Source organism: Hymenobacter baengnokdamensis (genome assembly GCF_008728635.1).
Lineage (GTDB): Bacteria > Bacteroidota > Bacteroidia > Cytophagales > Hymenobacteraceae > Hymenobacter > Hymenobacter baengnokdamensis.
On the sequence record NZ_CP044285.1, the window covers coordinates 2,410,776 to 2,428,077 of the forward strand.

At 60.8% G+C, this 17,302-nt stretch carries 14 protein-coding genes; 7 read left to right on the top strand and 7 right to left on the bottom strand.

Annotated features, from left to right (window positions below; translation table 11 throughout):
- Positions 1 to 164 precede the first annotated feature (164 nt).
- The 3 genes from F6X24_RS10265 to F6X24_RS10280 form a co-directional block, all read right to left on the bottom strand.
- The gene (locus tag F6X24_RS10265) at positions 165 to 905 is read right to left on the bottom strand and encodes a LytR/AlgR family response regulator transcription factor (RefSeq protein WP_151087908.1); all 741 of its coding nucleotides are present in this window, start codon (positions 903 to 905) and stop codon (positions 165 to 167) included.
- Positions 886 to 1,986 carry a sensor histidine kinase gene (locus F6X24_RS10270; RefSeq protein WP_191906284.1) on the bottom strand — a complete coding sequence of 367 codons (1,101 nt, stop codon included), beginning with the start codon at positions 1,984 to 1,986 and terminating at the stop codon, positions 886 to 888. The genes F6X24_RS10265 and F6X24_RS10270 overlap by 20 nt, the downstream gene beginning before the upstream one ends.
- Before the next feature lie 177 nt (positions 1,987 to 2,163).
- Positions 2,164 to 3,081: an alpha/beta fold hydrolase gene (locus tag F6X24_RS10280; RefSeq protein WP_151087911.1), complete on the bottom strand. Its 918-nt coding sequence runs from the start codon at positions 3,079 to 3,081 to the stop codon at positions 2,164 to 2,166.
- A 170-nt stretch (positions 3,082 to 3,251) separates the two neighbouring features.
- Here F6X24_RS10280 and F6X24_RS10285 point away from each other — a divergent pair, with 170 nt between their 5' ends.
- On the top strand, positions 3,252 to 3,815 hold the full coding sequence (locus F6X24_RS10285) for a gluconokinase (protein ID WP_151087912.1): 564 nt from the start codon (positions 3,252 to 3,254) through the stop codon (positions 3,813 to 3,815).
- Here the strand turns inward: F6X24_RS10285 and F6X24_RS10290 are convergent.
- Entirely contained in the window at positions 3,784 to 4,635 is an 852-nt protein-coding gene (locus F6X24_RS10290) for a hypothetical protein (RefSeq protein WP_151087913.1), read from the bottom strand. The genes F6X24_RS10285 and F6X24_RS10290 overlap by 32 nt on opposite strands.
- A 194-nt stretch (positions 4,636 to 4,829) precedes the next feature.
- On the opposite strand from F6X24_RS10290, the gene F6X24_RS10295 reads away from it, so the two are divergent.
- Positions 4,830 to 6,986 (top strand): hypothetical protein, encoded by a 2,157-nt coding sequence (locus F6X24_RS10295; RefSeq protein ID WP_151087914.1) that lies wholly within the window; start codon positions 4,830 to 4,832, stop codon positions 6,984 to 6,986.
- Positions 6,987 to 6,989: 3 nt separating this feature from the next.
- On the opposite strand, the gene F6X24_RS10300 is transcribed toward F6X24_RS10295, so the two are convergent.
- From F6X24_RS10300 to F6X24_RS10310, 3 genes are all read right to left on the bottom strand, one after another.
- Positions 6,990 to 9,110, bottom strand: coding sequence for a TonB-dependent receptor family protein (locus F6X24_RS10300; RefSeq protein WP_191906285.1), 2,121 nt, complete (start codon positions 9,108 to 9,110; stop codon positions 6,990 to 6,992).
- Between the two features lie 176 nt (positions 9,111 to 9,286).
- On the bottom strand, positions 9,287 to 11,176 hold the full coding sequence (locus F6X24_RS10305) for a chloride channel protein (protein WP_151087916.1): 1,890 nt from the start codon (positions 11,174 to 11,176) through the stop codon (positions 9,287 to 9,289).
- Between the two features lie 166 nt (positions 11,177 to 11,342).
- The gene (locus F6X24_RS10310; RefSeq protein WP_151087917.1) at positions 11,343 to 12,470 is read right to left on the bottom strand and encodes an XdhC family protein; all 1,128 of its coding nucleotides are present in this window, start codon (positions 12,468 to 12,470) and stop codon (positions 11,343 to 11,345) included.
- 127 nt (positions 12,471 to 12,597) lie between these two features.
- Between F6X24_RS10310 and F6X24_RS10315 the strand changes: the two genes are divergently transcribed.
- The 5 genes from F6X24_RS10315 (at position 12,598) to F6X24_RS10335 (ending at position 17,266) form a co-directional block, all read left to right on the top strand.
- The gene (locus F6X24_RS10315) at positions 12,598 to 13,467 is read left to right on the top strand and encodes an AraC family transcriptional regulator (RefSeq protein ID WP_191906286.1); all 870 of its coding nucleotides are present in this window, start codon (positions 12,598 to 12,600) and stop codon (positions 13,465 to 13,467) included.
- A 142-nt stretch (positions 13,468 to 13,609) separates the two neighbouring features.
- The gene (locus F6X24_RS10320; protein WP_151087919.1) at positions 13,610 to 14,503 is read left to right on the top strand and encodes an NAD(P)H-binding protein; all 894 of its coding nucleotides are present in this window, start codon (positions 13,610 to 13,612) and stop codon (positions 14,501 to 14,503) included.
- Between the two features lie 329 nt (positions 14,504 to 14,832).
- Positions 14,833 to 15,852, top strand: coding sequence for an Atu2307/SP_0267 family LLM class monooxygenase (locus tag F6X24_RS10325; protein WP_151087920.1), 1,020 nt, complete (start codon positions 14,833 to 14,835; stop codon positions 15,850 to 15,852).
- 133 nt (positions 15,853 to 15,985) lie between these two features.
- Positions 15,986 to 16,225 carry a DUF433 domain-containing protein gene (locus F6X24_RS10330; protein ID WP_151087921.1) on the top strand — a complete coding sequence of 80 codons (240 nt, stop codon included), beginning with the start codon at positions 15,986 to 15,988 and terminating at the stop codon, positions 16,223 to 16,225.
- Between the two features lie 48 nt (positions 16,226 to 16,273).
- Entirely contained in the window at positions 16,274 to 17,266 is a 993-nt protein-coding gene (locus F6X24_RS10335; protein WP_151087922.1) for a phospholipase D-like domain-containing protein, read from the top strand.
- Positions 17,267 to 17,302 lie beyond the last annotated feature (36 nt).

Here is a 17,302-nt window from a genome sequence, read left to right on the forward strand (position 1 = left end):
TTCGGATAGACTCTAATTAGGATAGTAGAATCCTGATTACCAAGTTGAAAGAACGTCGTGCTGAGCCTGCTGAAGCAGGACGAAGATATTTTCCGACTTTACTAGCCAGCGTCTGTGAGGCAACGCGTTGGCGTAAACCACCAAACAACGAAATCACAAACAGCTTATAAGCTCATCAGCTCCCGGAAGAGCCCCGACTGGCTGCGCGATACCTCCACCTCGGGGCCGTTGCGCAGGCTTATTTTAAGGGTGTTGCTGAACCAGGGCTCGATGCCGGCAATCCAGTGCAGGTTGAGGATTTGCTGGCGGTTGGCGCGAAAGAATACCTTGGGGTCGAGGCGGGCTTCGAGCTGCTGCAGGCTGCGCGGAATCAGCGGCTGGTGCTGCTCGAAATACACGCGCGTGGCGCTGCCGCTGATTTCGAAGAGCCGGATATCAGCCAGACGCACAAACCAGCAGCGCTCGCCGTCTTTCACAAACACCTGGTCCTGGGCCGTGAGGTAGGGCAAAGTAGGGCCGGCCGGGCGCGGCACATGGGCCGGAACCGTCGGCGGCACCAATAGCCTGATTTTTTCGAGGGCCGCTGCCAGGCGTGCCTCGCTCACGGGCTTCAGCAAATAATCCAGGGCATTCACCTCAAATGCTTTGAGGGCATACTGGTCGTAGGCGGTCGTGAAAATTACGTGCGGAGCCGGCCCATCGAGCGAAGCCAGCAGGTCGAAGCCCGTCTGCCCCGGCATATGAATATCGAGAAACAGCACATCGGGCCGCAGCGTCCGAATCTGTTGCCGTGCCTCGTCGGCGTGGCGGGCTTCGCCCACCACTTCTACCTCCGGAAAGGCGCGCAGCAGGTGGCGCAGCTCGGTACGGGCCAGGCGCGAGTCGTCAATGAGCAGGGCGTTCATGCAGCAAGAGTTGAGGGTGATGAACCGGCAGCTGAAGTTCGGCCAGCACGGTATCGGGCAGCAGCGGGTCGGGGCCAATGGCAAAGCGCGCAGTGGAGCCGAACAGCAGCCCCAGGCGCTCCTGCACGTTGCGCACGCCCAGGCCGGGATGGCCCGGCTGTGGCGCATAGGTGCCGGTATTGCGCACCGCGATAAGCAGGCCCGTACCGGCCTCATTAAGCTGGGCGCTTACGCTGAGCTGCCCCCCGGCCGGGCGCGGCGCCAGCCCGTGTTTAATCGCATTCTCGACCAGCAGCTGCAGGGTCATGGGCGGCAGCAGGGCCGGCAGGGCGGCCGGCATCACATCAAGCGAGTAGTGCAGGCGCTCTTCGAGCTGCATGGCTTCCAGCTGCAGGTAATTCTCCACGATTTCAAGCTCCGTGGCCAGCGGTACCTGCTCGGCCCCGTTGCGCTGCATGGAGTAGCGCAGCAGCTCGGCCAGGTGCGTCATCATGGCGCGGGCGCGGGCGGGGTCTTCCATCACCAGGGCCCGGATATTGTTGAGGCCATTGAAGAGAAAATGGGGGTTGAGCTGGGCTTGCAGCGTGCGCATCTCGGCCTCGCGGGCCGTGGCGGCGAGCTTCCATTTATCGACCTCTGCTGAGCGGTAGTTGTCGAAATAATGCAGGCCAAAGTAGATGGCCGACCAGCCCCAGAGCACAAAAAACACATTGAGTGTGTAGCCAATGTACTGCACCCACGGAAACCCCTGGCTGCTGGTAGTGGGCCGCCATAGGCTAAAAAACAGGCTTGTAAGCAGCCCGATGGTGGTGATGCTGACCACAGTTACCAGCAGGTGCGCCAGCAGCAGCCGGGGCAGCAGCGCCGAGAGCGGCAGCCGCACCCAGCCATGCCGCTTGAGGTAGCGCCGCAGCAAGTGGCTGAACAGCAGGAGCGTTGCCGCTACAATGATTTCTACCGCAATAATTGCCGGCGAGAAGCGTCCGAAAATGCTCGCCAGAATACCACCGAACAGGCCATATAGCGCCCATCCTATACCCTGAAGTGTCCAGTAAAGACGAGGACGAAGAATACCAGGCATAAATTAGCCAATTGCTGAGAGGAGAGCCGAAAGCTACTGCCGGGCCGCAGCCCGGCAATAGCACCAGGCAAAGCGAGGTGACTTTTCGGTTAGTTAATAGTGTATTTTAACTATATAATAAAAAATATTTTGCCTGATAAGTCGCGAGCTGCTTGGTAGCCAGACTGAGCGTGGCGCTTACCGGGTGGCTACCGGGCGCTGCTTGAGGAAGGCATCGGTTTGAGCAAAAAACCAGGCAGTATCGTCATACATCACGAAGTGGCGGCCGGCTTCCGATAGCTCGATGCGGGCCGTGGGCAGCTTGGCATACTGCTGGGTGAAGATGGCGCGCGTACTTTCTTTGGTAGCGCCGTAGGCCTTGTAAGCCGCCCAGGTGCCCAGCACCAGCACCGGCTGCTGAATGCGCGCCAGGTCGGCCCGCAGGTCGGTGGTGGCCATGTCGTACATGGCCTGGGCCACAGTGGCGGGGTCGGAGGCCAGGCCCCAGCGGGCCACCTGCGTAATGCGGGCGGTGTCGGTGACCATGCCGGCCACCAGCTGGCGCTCGGCGGCCAGGGGCAGGCGGCCCAGGCGCATTTGCTGGCGCCGCAGCTCGGCCTGGGGGCGGGCACTTTCGGCGGTAGCAGCGGGGTTTTGGATGGCCGAGAGGAAGGGCAGCGAATCTACGATTTCGAGCGGACCGAGGGCCGTGGGGTCAGTAGCTGCCATCCACAAGGCCAGAAAGCCGCCCAGGCTGTGGCCAATGACGATGGGCCGCCGCAGCTGCTGGGCTTTAATATAGGCCAGCAGCTGGTCGCGGGTATCTTGCAGCAAGTGCCCGGATACCGGCTGCTGCGGCGCCAGCCCGCCAAAGCCCGCCAGCGATATTACATGGCACTGGTACTGGCTTTGGTAGCGGGCCAGGGTTTCGTCCCATACCGCGCCGGGGCAGGTGAGGCCTGGAATAAGGATAACCGGCTGGCCCTTGCCCACTACCCTGACCTCGAACGTGGGATGAGCGGCCGGGGCCGTCTGGGCCGCCGCCAGGCGGGTTGCCGGCAGCGCCAGCAAAAGGGCGAGTACAAAAATCCAGCGCGAAAGCAGGGAGGTAAACATGGCTGAAAAGCGGTTGGTGAAAGAATAGGTCAAACCTACCTTCCGGTGCCGCGCCCTTCAAGCCAACCGGCGGTGAGCGGTAAGAGCCCCCGGCTGAGTGGTAAAAACCACTGGTCGAGCTGCCGGCCTCTTGTGAGGTTTAGCCAGCACTGCGAGCGTTATTTGTGCTTATGAAGCAACCAAACATCATCGTCATGGGCGTCTCGGGCTGTGGCAAGACTACCGTAGGCCAACTGCTGGCCCAGCGCATCGGCCGGCCCTTTTACGATGGCGACGACTTTCACCCGGCCGCCAACGTGGCCAAGATGGCCCAGGGCATTCCGCTCACCGACGAAGACCGGGCCGGCTGGCTCGCCACCCTGGCCGCCCACCTCGGGCAGTGGGAGCAGGCCAGCGGGGCCGTGCTGGCCTGCTCGGCCCTGCGGGAAAGCTACCGCCAAACGCTGCAAGCCGGGGCGCAGCTACCCTTGCAGTGGGTGTTTCTCGACGGTGACCCCGCCGTGCTGCGCGCCCGCCTTACCGACCGGCAGGGCCATTATATGAAAGCAGCTATGCTGGATTCGCAGCTGGCTACGCTGGAGCGGCCTGCCTACGGCCTGCGCCTCAGCATCGAGGACACGCCCGAGCAGCTGGTGGCGCAGGCGATAACCCAGCTGCAGCTACCCGAAAAACCGTTGCCGGCCACCACGCCTGTACCGCCCCTTACCAAAACGTCCGGCTCACTCCCAGGGTGAGGTAAAAAAATGCTCCGCTCTCGCCCCCGGTGGGCACGTGCAGCGGCACCAGGTAGCTGGGCGTAGCCGATAAGCTAAAGCGCCCCGCCGCCAGCACAATCGGCACTGAGAGGGTGTAGCCCAGCGTACTGAACGCCGGCGAGTCGGGCTCCTTAAATACAGTGGTAGTGCCGCGCCGGGCGTTCTTAACGCGGCTGGTTTGGCCCAGCGAGGCAGCGTAGAAATGCTGGCTGCCCGCGCCCAGCTCCACGGTGGGCTCTATCGACAGGGTATCGTGGCCCAGCGCGGGCAGCTGAAAGCGGTGGCTTAGGTCAAGGCTCAGCACCACGTCGTGGGTATTGCCCACAAACACGTCGGCGCTGAGGCTGGCCGTGGCGAAGCCAAAAAACTGGGTAATGCTGGCGCTGAGGTCATTGCGTAGCGAAGCCTGCACCAGCGCACTTTCTCCGTAGGAAAACAGGTGGGTGTACTGCACGGTCCAGTACGTGTCGGACTCGCTCACCGACTGCCACCCCGCCATTGCTTCGCCAAAGTTGATGAAGGGCTCGTGCAGCGTTTGGTAATTATACGAATGGTTGAGGTATAATGAGCTGATAAATCCTTGCGGAGTCTGGTAGGTGAGGGTAGTGCCGAGGTAGCCCTTGTCATCGGCGGCCTGGGGCGCCCGTTGCAGATAGGTAGTGCGGTTGGCCGATGCAAGGCCCACCGTGAGGCGCGGCGGTGGCGTAGCCGACGAGTCGGCAGCAGGGGAAAAGCTACCAGCTACTGCCGAAAAAACCGGACTAATGAGCAGTAGGCAGCAGCAAAAAGGGCGGGGCATAAAAAGGGAGAGAGAAGCAAAGGTCGGCACAAGATTCGGCTCAGGAGCAGGTAGGAGCAGGCCCCGGCGAGCCGGTAGGCTCAGATGTCGGGCAGGGCGTAAGGTTTAATCAGGGTGGGGAGCTTAAAAAAGCGCGCCGGTATTGGCTAAAGGCCATGCCAGGGCGGACCTTTGCGCCACTAGCTGTATTGGTTATGATGAAAAAAAGGTGGCTGCTGAGCCTTTTATTGCTGCTGGCCGGCAGCGTGGCCCATGCTCAAGGGGCCGCGCCGGGCACTCCGCTGCTGCGCAGCCTTTCCCTCACGTTCGACACCGTGCGCTATAGCCTCGGCGAGCAGATGCTGACCGTGGCGGGCGAGCCGCGTCTGTATTTTTATTACCACAACGATGACCAGGTGGCCGAGCTGCGCCTGGTGCCCCTGCGGCCCGGCCGCCGCGCCCCGCGCCTGTTGCCTTCGCCCGACTATGTGCTGCAAGACTCGCTCGTGGCCAGTGCCAGCGGCGAGTACCGCGGGATGCTGCACTTTCGCAACCTCACCGGCGCGCCTTTTGTGCGGCTGGCTTTTGCACCGGCTGCCGACTCGGCCGGCCGGCCGGCCCGCGCCCAGCAGCTTATCAGCCTGCTGCCGCTGACCCGCACTACGCTCGACGCCCGCGTGAGCAACGCCGAGCTGTTTATTGGCGAAGAGAAAGTGCTGGAAGTGAGCACCAACAACCTGGCCAACGTGCGCATCAGCAACGACTGGACCAAAAACCAGGATATCGACTACAAGCTGGCGCGCGAAAAAAACGGCCTGTTTCTGCACCTGGTGCCCAATGCGCTGGGGCCGCACTCGGTGGTAGTGCGCGCCCTGGCCGAGCGCCCGCACCTCGACGGCGCGGGTCGCCTCACCTACCAGCTGCCGCCGCTGCGCCTCGATTTTGTGGTGAAAGCCAGCCGCCTGCGCTTTCTCACTGCCGAGCGCAAGGACGTAACCTACGATGAGGCCGGCCGCAGCCAGGGCGTGGAATTTGTGCTTGATGATGGCCACAATTTTGAGCTGCACCGCACCTACCGCATTGAGGCCCAGCAGGAGCCAGGCGGAGCCCTCATTGCGGAGCTATACACCCGAAACTATATATCGAACGACCGGGTGCTGTGCCAGCTGCGGGTGTACAACCCGCACCGCCAAAGCGAGGGCTACCTCTACATCAAGGACGGCGACGTGGCCAGGTATATCACCAATTTTGATATTACGCCCCGGCCGCGCATTGCCGCCATCAGCGTGCTGCACCGGGGCGGCGACTGGACGTCGAGCACTACCATCAGCCCCGGCGAAACCGTGGATGTGCGCCTCGAAGGCGAGTCGCTGCTGAAAGGCCGCTACCACTTCGATGGCGTATCAGTGGTACCCTCCGACTCCTCGACGCGCTCCGAGAAGGCCGTGATTTATCGCTTGCAGGTGCCGCTGGCCATTGTGCGCAAGCGGGTGGCGGTGTTTGATGGCGGCACGCCCACCGATTTTTCGCTCAGCGTGAAGGAAGCCCAGCGCCCGCACCCGCTCAACTTTGTGCAGGTGAACTACGGCAACGGTCCGCACCCCATTACCCAGCTCAACGGCCCCGTGCTCTACGACCGCACCATTTCGGATGTGGTTGTCAGCTTCAATACCAATGCCATTGACCAGGGCTCCGACCTCTACGGCCGCCAGTACCTGGCGCTGGATGTGCGCATTCTCGACGACAAGGGCAACCTCATCGACCAGCAGCGGGTCGATAACCTCACTATCTGCCCCGGCGAGTCGTCGCCGCGCTCGGCCTACTACCAGGGCAACGACTGCCAGGTGGGCAACCTGAACCTGAACACCATCCTGACCCGCAAAACCTACGACCTCGATGCCTGGTACCGCATCGTGATTGTGATTAAGCACAACCCGCTGCAATACACCACCAAAGGCTACTCGCAGCAGGTCGAGCTGGTGCTGCGTCGCCACGTCAATTTTGATATCAACGTGAGCTTCCCGGCGGGCCTGCTCACCAAGATTAAGAACGTCGATGGCTATGGCAGCTTCAGCGGCATCAGCCTGGCTACGCTGGCCCAGCTCAGCTTCTATGCCCCCGACCGCATCAACAAGCTGCGACCCTACCGCATCGGGGCGGGCTTTGTGGCCCTCAACGCCTTCAACCTGTCGTCGAATAACGACCCGAACAATCCGGTGCAGCGCGACCTGGGCATCGTGGTTCTGGGCTCCGTAACGCCCATTCGAACGGGCGCCCGGCTCACGTTTCCGCTCTACCTGGGCGGGGGCTATTTGCTGTCGCAGGGCAAGCCATTTCTGCTGTTCGGGCCGGGCATTGGCGTAACGCTCTAGCGGCTACCAGCGCCATGCCACCAGCGCGCCGGCGTAGTAGTTGCGCCCCGGCGCCGGCTGAAAGTAGCGCCCGCCAAACGCATTGAGGTCGTTGCCCAGGCTATATCGTGTATTTGCTATATTATCGAGGCCGCCGTATATATCTACGTTCAGCTTTGTGAACAGCGCGTGCCGCCACCCGGCGCGGCTGCCAAAAATCCAGTAGCCAGCTGCGTAATCGGTGTTGGCATCGTTGAGGGGGAGCGTCGACTGGTGGCTGACCGTCGGGCTCAAGTAAAAGCCTGGCTGCAGCGTAAAGTCGAGCCCCGCGCTGAGCGTGTGCGGCGCGGTGCCCGTAAGCTGGTTGCCGCCGTAGTTCTGCCCCGTGGCCGACTCATAAGTGCCGAAGCGGAAGTGATTGTAGGCGTAGCTGGTCCAGGCGCGCAGGCTGTTGCCAGCCGTTGGCACGTTGCCGGAGTTCAGCGCAGCTGGCGCCGGCTGCCAGAGGTAGCCGCTCAGGGCCACTTCGGCCCCGCGCTGGTGCGTGGTGCCCGAGTTGGCAAACAGCTGTACGCCCTGGGCATCGGAGCGCGAGACGATGGTGTTGGCTAATTCGAGGTCGAACAGGGCCACGTCAACCATCAGGCGCTGGTGCAGCAGCGTGCCCCGGCCGCCTGCCTCGTAGCTGGTGCCCCGCTCGGCCTGCAAGCCCTGGCTGATGGTGCCATCGGAAGGCCGCAGCTCAGCCTCGGTAGGCGGCGAAAAGCCTGTGCTCACGCTGGCATAGACCGAAATTTCGGAAGTTAGCTCTTTCAGCAGCGCCACGCGCGGCGACACCTGGGGCCGAAAATCCTGGGTTACCACGTAGCCGCTCGGATTGGTGGCGGCCGACGACACACGGGCAATCTGGTAGCGCAGGCGGTTGTAGCTGGCCCCGGCCGTGAGGAGCAGTCCGGCCGGCAGCTCGTAGTCGGCCTGCGCAAAAGCGAAGCCCGTGCGCGTCGTTATCTCGTCGTCATAGCGCAGGGTAGTGGGGGCGCCGCCCACGTTGAGGTAGCTGCGCGAGTCGGTAAAAGAAGCCTGAAACTCACCGCCGCCCTGCACCCGCAGCGTGTGCCCGGCCAGGGTGCCCCGGTAGCTAAGGGCCACGCGGCCGCCGCCTTCCAGCTTAGCATCGCGCTCCCAATCAACCAGATAGGGAGTTTGAATGCTGCTGGCCCGGCCGTAGAGGGTAGTCGTTGTACTCCAGCCATCCGAAAATTTATATTCGTGCGTGGCCCCGAGCAAGCCGGTTTGCGAAGCATAATAAGCCTGCTGTGCCACCGTGCCCGGCCCGGCCGGCGTACTGGGCCGCGCCTGGCGTGGGTCGCGCTCCAGCTCGGCGCGGGTGAGACCGCCGGGCAGCTGGTAATTGATATCGGTATAAAGCGCATGTAAGGATAAGGTCTGCCTGGCCGAAGGGCTTACTTCACCATCCACGGCAAAGACCTCGCGGCGCAGGGCACTGTGCTGGCGGTAGCCGTCGAGGCTCTGGTGCGCATACTGGGCGCGCCAGTAGTCGCTGCCCTTGCCGCTGGCTTCGGCCGTGGCCGTGAAGCGCTGCAAGCCAAACGAGCCCGCCGAGTAGCCCGCCTGGGCCTGGCTGGTGCCCGGCTGCGGCCGGCGGTTTTCGAGGCGTATCACGCCGCCCGTGCCCGCCCCGTATACACTGCCCGCCGGCCCCTTCAGCACCTCAATGCGGCCTAGCTGGGCTGGGTCAAGCAGATTGAGCTGGGTGGTGCCGTTGGCTTCCGTGAGGGGAATATCGAAGTAATACATTTTGACATTGCGTACCCCAAATGGCGAGCGCAGCGTGCTGCCCCGCACGCTGATACGGTAGCTGGCCGTGGCCCGCTCTTCGAGGCGCACGCCCGGCAGCGTATTCACGGCCGAAGTCAGCGAGCTTTCATTAAAGCGCTCAATAGTGGTATTGTCGATAACCCCCACGCCGGCGGCCGTGCGGCGTAGCGGCAGCCGCTGGCCGTAGCCTACCACCGTGGCGCCAGGCAAAAGACGGGTAGTGGTATCAGAAGCGGCCGGGGTCTGGGCGGCCAGGCGTAAAGCCGGCAAACCCAGCGCCACCGCCAATAAGTAGCGAAGCAGCATAAGCTCGTGGGGTATGGTTGTCGCAAACGGTGCGTCAGGCAGGAGTTTCAGCCCCATTGCTAAAGGCTATAACGTGGAAAAAGGATTTCGGCCACTGCCGAAATCCTTTTGCTATGTCCGGCAACCGGCGCCTTTACCAGAAGACAGGCTGGCCGTCGGCTAATTGGCAGGAACGCCTATGCTTCCGTGCGCTGCTTCTGGAACAGGGCCTGGCCGCGCAGCAGCACGCGCAGGCTCTTGCGCTTGAGCAGGATGTGCGGCGCTCTTTTATCATCGTCTTCGAGGCGGTTTTTATAGGCCGCCAGAATGTCGCGGTACGAGATAATGCCGCTCACCTGCGGCAGGGTGCCGCTCGATACCACCGGCAGCACATCCACGTTTTCGCGGGCCATGCGCTCGACGGCCGTGCGCAGCGAGTCGGTGGCCAGCACGGCGGCCGTGCGTGGCTGCAGCAGCGTGCTGATAGGCGCGTTGTCGTCGGAGTGCCAGCCGGCCAGCGTGACGAGGCTCACAATGCCGGCAAAAGTGCCGTCGGGGTTCACCGTAACCAGGTGCGGCGTGGTGCGCTCGGGCTCACGCTCGCTCCATTCGCGCACCTCGCCAATAGTATTGTCGGTGCTGATAGCGAGCATATTGCCTTGTAAAACCCGCTCCACATTCATTTTGTCGAGCAGGTCGGGCTCGTAGTCCACGGGTGTTTTAACGCCCCGGCGCGCTATTTTCTCGGTCATAATGGTATTGCCCATCAGCAGAAAAGACACCAGGTAGGCGCCCGTGCACGCGCCCAGCAGCGGCAGCAGGGCCTGCGCCTGCCCCGTCGACTCCACGGCAAACACGATGGAAGTAAGTAGCGCCCGCGATGCCCCCGCAAACATGGCGGCCATGCCCACCAGCGCCGCCAGCGGCAGCACAATATCGGAGGCCGGAAAAAAGTGGCGGATAGCCACGCCCAGCAACGCCCCCGTAGCCCCGCCAATGGTTAAGAGCGGGGCCAGCGTACCGCCCGAGGTGCCGCTGCCCAGCGAGATGGCCCACGAGGCAAACTTGAGAAAGCACAAGGCCAGCAGCAAGCTCAGCGGCGCATTGCCCGACAAGACCGCCGAGATATTTTCGTAGCCTACGCCCAGGGTGTGCGGGGCAAAATAGCCGATGATGCCCACTGCCAGGCCGCCCAGCGCCGGCCACCAGGCCCAGTGAATGGGCAGCTCTTCAAATAAGTCCTCGACAAAATATACTATCTTGGTAATGATAACTGAAGCCAGGCCGACCAGCAGGCCAATGGCACTGTAGGTAGCCAGCGCGCCGTTGCTGGGAGCCGCCAGGGCGGGCATGGCAAACACAGGCCCTTGCTCGAAAAGCAGGTGGTGGCCGGCCGCGCCGGTAATGCAGGCCAGCGCTACCGGCAGCAGCGAGCGAGGCGAAAACTCAAACAGCAGCAGCTCAATAGCCAGAAAAACGGCCGCGATGGGGGTGCCAAAAATAGCCGACATGCCCGCCGTAGCGCCCGCCGCCAGCAGTACCTTGCGCTCGTGGTGCGTAATATTGATGAGCTGGCCCAGCGTGGAGCCCAGCGCGCCGCCCGTGGCGATAATCGGCCCCTCAGCCCCAAACGGGCCGCCCGTGCCAATGGACACCGCTGCCGACAACGGCTTGAGGTACATGATGGAAGGCTTTATCCGGCTCTGGTTGGTCAGTATCTGCTCCATAGCCTCTGGAATGCCGTGGCCCCGAATGGCTTTGGAGCCATAGATGGCCATCAGGCCAACTACCAGTCCGCCCAAGGCCGGCATGGCGATTACCCACAGGCCGAGATGGTTATCGGCCGGACTGTGATAGGCAATAGAAGCTTCGCCGTGAAAAACCAGGTTGGTTACGAGATTTATCAAGTAAACCAGGCCCCGCGCCAGTACGCTGATAGTGATAGCAACTACTACCGCCAGCGCCGAAATCCGTACCAATCGCTGCTTGTCGGGCGCAACGCGCGGCCGCACGCCGTCGTCGGCCAGGGTAGAATCGAGGGAAGGCGCAATGGGAATGCCGACGTGGGCTAATTCAGGGTGTCTCATAAGCAAATGTCAGCGCCGGTGCCGCAGGAAAATATGAAGCCTGAGCTGCACCAGTACGCCTGCCATTTAAACGGTAAGAAGTAAAAAAAGGCAATAAAGCAGCGTGCTAATCGGCCACTGCTTCACTTTGCTGGGGAGCTTAAGCCGGTGCCCGGAGCAAGTATGCTCAGGCACTTACGGCCGGCTTGTGTACGGTACCGGCCCGCTCGCGCAAGGGCCGGCCCTGCCGTCCGCTGTGCCGCGCCTGAATTTCGGCCACGATGGCCAGCGCAATCTCCTCGGGCGTTTCGCTGCCCAAATCGAGGCCAATGGGACTGTGCAGGCGCTGCTGTAGCTGTGCAACCTGCGTAGCGGGAGCGTCTGAAAGCTCATCGAGCAGCCGCTGGGCTTTCAGGCGCGGGCCCAGCAGGCCGATATAAGGCGCGGGCGAAGCCAGCAGGGTTTGCAGGGCAGCCAGGTCGTAGGCGTAGTTGTGGCTAAGCAGCACGTGGTAGGCCTGCGGGTCGGGTGTGGCGGCCTCCAACTCACGCACGGGCACAAGGCGCACCGCCGCTGCTTCGGGGAAGCGGGCCGGAGTAGCCAGATTGGGCCGGCCATCGACCACTACAATATGCCAGCCGAGCGAAGCTGCCAGGTGCACCAGCGGCTGGGCATCGTTGCCGGCGCCGTACACTACCAGGCGCAACGGCGGCGTCAGTACTTCGAGCAAGGCCCGCACCGGCCCGGCATCAGTAGCCAGGTCGAGTACCCGCGACTGGCCCTGGGCCAGCGTGGCGCGGGCGGCTTCGGCCAGCGGGGCGGCCAGCAGCGGCGTACCCCGCACCACGCCCGTGTCGGCGAGCAGCACGCGCTGGCCCACGGCGGCTTTCAGGCCGCTGGCGTCGGTTTCAAATACGGTGGCCAGCACGGCCGGCGCGGGGTGCCGGGCAAAATCGCGCAGGATTTCCAGCGGATTCTGAATATCGTGAAAGTCTAATGGTTCGATAAGAATGCGCACTACCCCTTGGCAGCCGGGGCCAAGGCCGTGGCGCGGGTCGTCCTCGTCGCGGGTATCGTAGGTTACCAGCGCCGGCTCGCCCTTGGCCAGTGCCCGCCGCGCCCGCTGGCGGGCATCGCCCTCGAGGCAGCCGCCGCTGATGGCCCCGGTCAGCTCGCCGTCTTCGGTCACGAGCATGCGCGCGCCGGGCCGGCGGTAGGCCGAGCCTACTACCTCCACTACCGTAGCAAGGGCGCAGGGCCGGCCGGCCGCGTGGTGCTGGTCGTAGGCGAGGAACAGGCGTTGGAGCTCGGTCATGGGGCAGGCAGGGGTAGGGGAGGCAGTACGCCCGGTAGGAGGGCGGGGTTATATAAACCGCCCAACCGAAAGCGGGGTTTCCGGCCAGCCGCGCCCAACCGGCCAGCGGCGCGTAAATTGTCCTTGCATGACTGCCACCATCCCTGTTTTTCAGCTAGCTGCCCTCACCGAGCCCGCCGCAACTCCGGCGGCGATATTCTTTCTGGGGCCTAAATCCGCTCCGGCACACTTGCCTATCAACCTGCCATACCGCAGCGATTACTACAAAATCGGCCTCTGCCTACGCGGCAGCGCCCGCCTGCAGGTCAACCTGGAAACCTACGATATCGGCCCCCATTCCCTGATGCTGCTCTCGCCGTATTTTATTAAGCAGTGGCCGTTTATGTCGACCAATTTGGAGGCCCTGAGCATATTTTTTACCAAGGAATTCATTACGGCCAACAGCAGTCTGAACTTGGACACGTTCGCTTTTTTTGAGCGCGATGCCCGACACGTCGTGGCGCTGCTGCCCGCGCAGGCCGAGGCCATCGCGGCCCTGCTGCGGGCCATCGAGCAGAAATACGACGCGCCGCACGCCTACCGCGAGGAGATTTTACGCAGCCTGCTTCATATTTTGCTGCACGAAACTGCGCCCATCTACAGCGCGCAGCACGTGTCGTCGGGTGCTATCCAAACCCGCAGCCAGCTGATTGCCGCTGGGTTTAAGAAGCTCGTCAACCGCCACTACGCCACCGAGCGCAGCCTGGCGTTTTATGCCAACAAGCTCTGCATCACGCCCAAGCACCTCGCCGAAACCGTGAAGGAAGTTACCGGCAAGCGCGCCATGGAGTGGCTGGCCGAGGCCGTACTGCTCGAAGCCACCGTGCTGCTGCAAAACCCGGCCTTATCCATTAGTCAGATTGCCGATACCCTGCACTTTGTCGACCAGTCCACATTCGGGCGGTTTTTTCGGAATAATACCGGCGTATCGCCGGCTAGCTACCGGCAGGGGTTGTGAGCAGTAGCGCAGACTTTCAGTCCGCCAGTATACCTAACGCCCTCCCTCGCGGACTATAAAGTCCGCATTACCCCGCACTTCGGCCCAATCTTCCCGCCCTTTCGCCCTTTCAACCACCTGCCCCCCGCCGGAGCTTTGCCCCATGAAAATCATTATCACAGGTTCCCTCGGGAACATCAGCCTGCCGCTGGCCACCGCGCTGGTGCAGCAGGGCCACACTGTCACGGTCATCAGCAGTCAGCCCGACCGGCAGGCCACCATCGAAGCGCTGGGCGCCACCGCCGCCATCGGCTCGGTGGAGGATGCCGACTTCCTAGCTGCCACCTTCGCCGGGGCCGCTGCCGTGTACGCCATGGTGCCGCCCAGCTACCGCGCGCCCGATTCGCGGGCCTATTTCCAGCGCATTGGCCGCCACTATGCGCAGGCTATTCAGCAGGCGCGGGTGCCGCGGGTGGTGCAGCTCAGCTCCTGGGGCGCGCACCGCGACCACGGCACCGGCGGCATTCTCGGCTCGCACGACGTGGAGGAAATCCTGAGGGCGGTGCCGGACCTGGCACTCACGCACCTGCGGCCTACGTCCTTCTACACCAATTACTACGGCTTTGTGGGCATGATAAAAGGGGCGGGCTTCATGGGCGCCAACTGCGCCGGTGACCGCCCGGTAGCGCTGGTGCACCCCCGGGATATCGCCGCTGCTGCCGCCGAGGAACTGACTAATCCCGCTGCCCCCATCGGCCGCACTATTCGCTACGTAGCCAGCGACGAGCGCACGCAAGCTGAAGTGGCGCACGCCCTGGGCGCCGCCATCGGCCGGCCCGACCTGCGCTGGGTAGCCTTCAGCGACGAGCAAATGCGCGAAAACCTGCTCAAAAATGGCCTGCCCGCCAGTACCGCCGCCGACATCGTGGGCATCTACGCCAGCATGAGCAGCGGCGCCCTCGGCGAAGACTATGAGCAGCACAAGCCCACCCTGGGCCAGGTGAAGCTGGAGGATTTTGCGAAAGAATTCGCCGCTGCTTTTAAGCAGGAGCATTAAGGAAGAGTTCAGGCGCGATGTTATATGATTGAGCCACGTAAGGTGAGTGGCCTGAACTGCTTCCGAACGTGTTGAAACGCATTAACAGAACGTCATACTGAGCTTGCCGAAGCATCTCGCTGGCGCCGTTAGGGTATCAACTCAACGATGCGAGCGAGATACTTCGCAAGCTCAGCATGACGTTCTGTACGTTTTTTGGCAAAACCTACCCCCACTTTTTGAGAGGCAAAAAGTAACAATGTATTTACATTAAATGTATGTACATTTGTTTTAAAAAACGGAGCTTATACCTCGACCCCGTTCCCTTAAATCTACTTTAACTCACTCCGATGGAAGTTGGAATCGATAGTTTTGCCTCGCACCTGCTCCAAAACGGGGGCGACCACCTGAGTGGCACCGAGGCCATGCGCCTGCTACTCGAACGCATTGAGCGGGCCGACCAGGTAGGGCTCGACGTGTTCGGCATCGGGGAGCACCACCGGGCCGAATACCTTGATTCGGCCACGGCCGTCATTCTGGCCGCTGCCGCCGCGCGCACCAAGCGCATTCGCCTCACCAGCGCCGTGACGGTGCTCTCGGCGGCCGACCCGGTGCGCGTGTTTCAGGAGTTTGCCACGCTGGACTTGATTTCGCAGGGCCGGGCCGAAATGGTAGTCGGGCGCGGCTCGTCTACCGAGGCATTCCCGCTCTTCGGCTTCAGCCTCAACGACTACGACGAGCTATTCAGCGAAAAGCTGGAGCTGCTGCTCACCATCCGCGACCAGGAAAAAGTGCGCTGGAAGGGCCAGTACCGGCCCGCGCTCACCGGCCAGGGGGTGTACCCGCGGCCGGCGCAGGCCAAGCTGCCCATCTGGCTAGGGGTGGGCGGCACGCCCGAGTCGTTTGCGCGGGCCGGCACGCTGGGCCTGCCCTTGATGGTGGCCATCATCGGCGGCGACACCCACCGTTTCCGGCCGCTGGTAGACCTGTACCGCGAAGCCGGGCGCCGGGCCGGGCACGCCCCCGAGCAGCTCCAAGTGGGGCTGCACTCGCTAGGCTACGTGGCCCCCACCACCGAAGAAGCCGTGGCCGAATTTGTGCCGGGCTACCTCGACACGTTCAGCAAGCGCGCTCGCGAGCGGGGCGGCAGCGGCCTCACGCGGGCGCACTTCGACATGCAGGCCGGCCCCCTGGGTGCCCTGCTGGTCGGCAACCCCGAAGAAGTAGCGGCCAAGATTAAGCGGCACAGCGAGGCGCTGGGCGGCATCTCCCGGGTGACGTTTCAAATGGATGTAGCCGTGCTGCCGCACGAAAAAATCCTCCGCGCCACTGAACTGATTGGTACCCGCATCGCGCCGTTGCTGCGCTAAGCCAAGGCGTAGCAAATTAATAATGGCTAGGGAGCGTAGCGCAGCCGTGTGTTTGCGCTACGCTCCCTAGCCATTTGGTTGCTAGTTGGTACCTTGCTACTGTTAAGCGAGTACCAATTTCCCATACCGAGCAATGCAAGTTAACGAGCTAATAACCAGCGACCCCGACATCCTGAGCGGTCAGACTGTATTTGCGGGCACCAGGGTGCCAGTGGAAACGCTATTTGACCATTTAGAGGCCGGCATACCGCTGGATGAGTTTTTGGATGACTTCCCCACCGTAAGTAAAGAGCAAGCCGTAGCGCTACTGGAAGCCGTTAGCAAGCTGTTAACTGACAAGAATATACGCCAAGTGTATGTGGTAGCTCAATGATATTTTGGATAAGTAATTAAAGTTGAATTTCTAAACACTAAGCGCGACATGATTAAGGTTTACTTCGACGGAATCCGTAAGCAAATTTTATCAGAATTAGATAATGCGACTCAAAAAATAAGTGTTGCAGTGTACTGGTTTACTAACGAAGCTCTACTTGAGAAGTTAATGAACAAACTTGATTCAGGGTTAAGTGTTGAGGTAATTATACATAATGATTACATAAATAATAGAGAGAGCGGACTTCCTTTTCAAGGCTTTATAAATAAAGGAGGAAAGTTCTATTTTTCTAATTCTGAACATCCGATGCATAATAAATTTTGCATCATTGATGACAAAGTGGTTATAAATGGTTCGTATAATTGGACTTATTATGCAGAGGATAAAAATAGAGAAAACGTTTTAGTAATTAAAGATGAGCAGACTGTATTAGAAGAGTTTAGTCTTGAGTTTGAACGGTTAAAGTCTCTGACAAATCTAGTGGATGATATTCGTGTTTTGACAAAATTTGAAGTTGACGAATTCAATCAATTAAAAGCAAGAGATTATCTTGCTAATGATATTATCTACAGAGCAAAGGACACAGGTAGAAACGATATTGTGGATGAGGCTTTTCAACTAGCTCCTGGTAATATTGAAGTTCAACAAAGAGCAGTTGACCTTTCTTTGACTAAAAAATGGCGCTTGAAGCATTCGATAGGCACGAGTTTGATGCATGATAGGTATTTGATTATCGTGCCGAAGGGAAAAATGCTGCCATTTTCTGATGTGAAAATAGTGCAAACTGTTTCTGATAACCAAAGAAGCTCAGCAGCTACTATACATTATGGTGAAAATACTAAAGCAAGCCTTAACAAACAGTTTGCTGAAATAGAACTAATGGGCTTGCCTCCCAAGCCGGCTGGCGAAGCTAAGATTAAGTATACAGTTACTGTTGATATTTATGGGGTTCTGCGAATAGAAAAAATGTCATTAGATAATGGGAGGTGTGCGCCAGTCACTAAAAAAATAACGGGCTTGTTAGAAGAAATACTAGAGTAGGTTCAAAGTAAAAGCGCCCCGCAGCTAATCGGCTAT

Bases quoted from the DNA above. Each gene is read 5' to 3' on its own strand.
- F6X24_RS10305 (WP_151087916.1), bottom strand. From the start codon at position 11,176: ATGAGACACCCTGAATTAGCCCACGTCGGCATTCCCATTGCGCCTTCC.
- F6X24_RS10270 (WP_191906284.1), bottom strand. From the start codon at position 1,986: ATGCCTGGTATTCTTCGTCCTCGTCTTTACTGGACACTTCAGGGTATA.
- F6X24_RS10335 (WP_151087922.1), top strand. From the start codon at position 16,274: ATGATTAAGGTTTACTTCGACGGAATCCGTAAGCAAATTTTATCAGAA.
- F6X24_RS10290 (WP_151087913.1), bottom strand. From the start codon at position 4,635: ATGCCCCGCCCTTTTTGCTGCTGCCTACTGCTCATTAGTCCGGTTTTT.
- F6X24_RS10265 (WP_151087908.1), bottom strand. From the start codon at position 905: ATGAACGCCCTGCTCATTGACGACTCGCGCCTGGCCCGTACCGAGCTG.
- F6X24_RS10320 (WP_151087919.1), top strand. From the start codon at position 13,610: ATGAAAATCATTATCACAGGTTCCCTCGGGAACATCAGCCTGCCGCTG.
- F6X24_RS10315 (WP_191906286.1), top strand. From the start codon at position 12,598: ATGACTGCCACCATCCCTGTTTTTCAGCTAGCTGCCCTCACCGAGCCC.
- F6X24_RS10300 (WP_191906285.1), bottom strand. From the start codon at position 9,110: ATGCTGCTTCGCTACTTATTGGCGGTGGCGCTGGGTTTGCCGGCTTTA.
- F6X24_RS10295 (WP_151087914.1), top strand. From the start codon at position 4,830: ATGATGAAAAAAAGGTGGCTGCTGAGCCTTTTATTGCTGCTGGCCGGC.
- F6X24_RS10325 (WP_151087920.1), top strand. From the start codon at position 14,833: ATGGAAGTTGGAATCGATAGTTTTGCCTCGCACCTGCTCCAAAACGGG.
- F6X24_RS10280 (WP_151087911.1), bottom strand. From the start codon at position 3,081: ATGTTTACCTCCCTGCTTTCGCGCTGGATTTTTGTACTCGCCCTTTTG.
- F6X24_RS10310 (WP_151087917.1), bottom strand. From the start codon at position 12,470: ATGACCGAGCTCCAACGCCTGTTCCTCGCCTACGACCAGCACCACGCG.
- F6X24_RS10285 (WP_151087912.1), top strand. From the start codon at position 3,252: ATGAAGCAACCAAACATCATCGTCATGGGCGTCTCGGGCTGTGGCAAG.
- F6X24_RS10330 (WP_151087921.1), top strand. From the start codon at position 15,986: ATGCAAGTTAACGAGCTAATAACCAGCGACCCCGACATCCTGAGCGGT.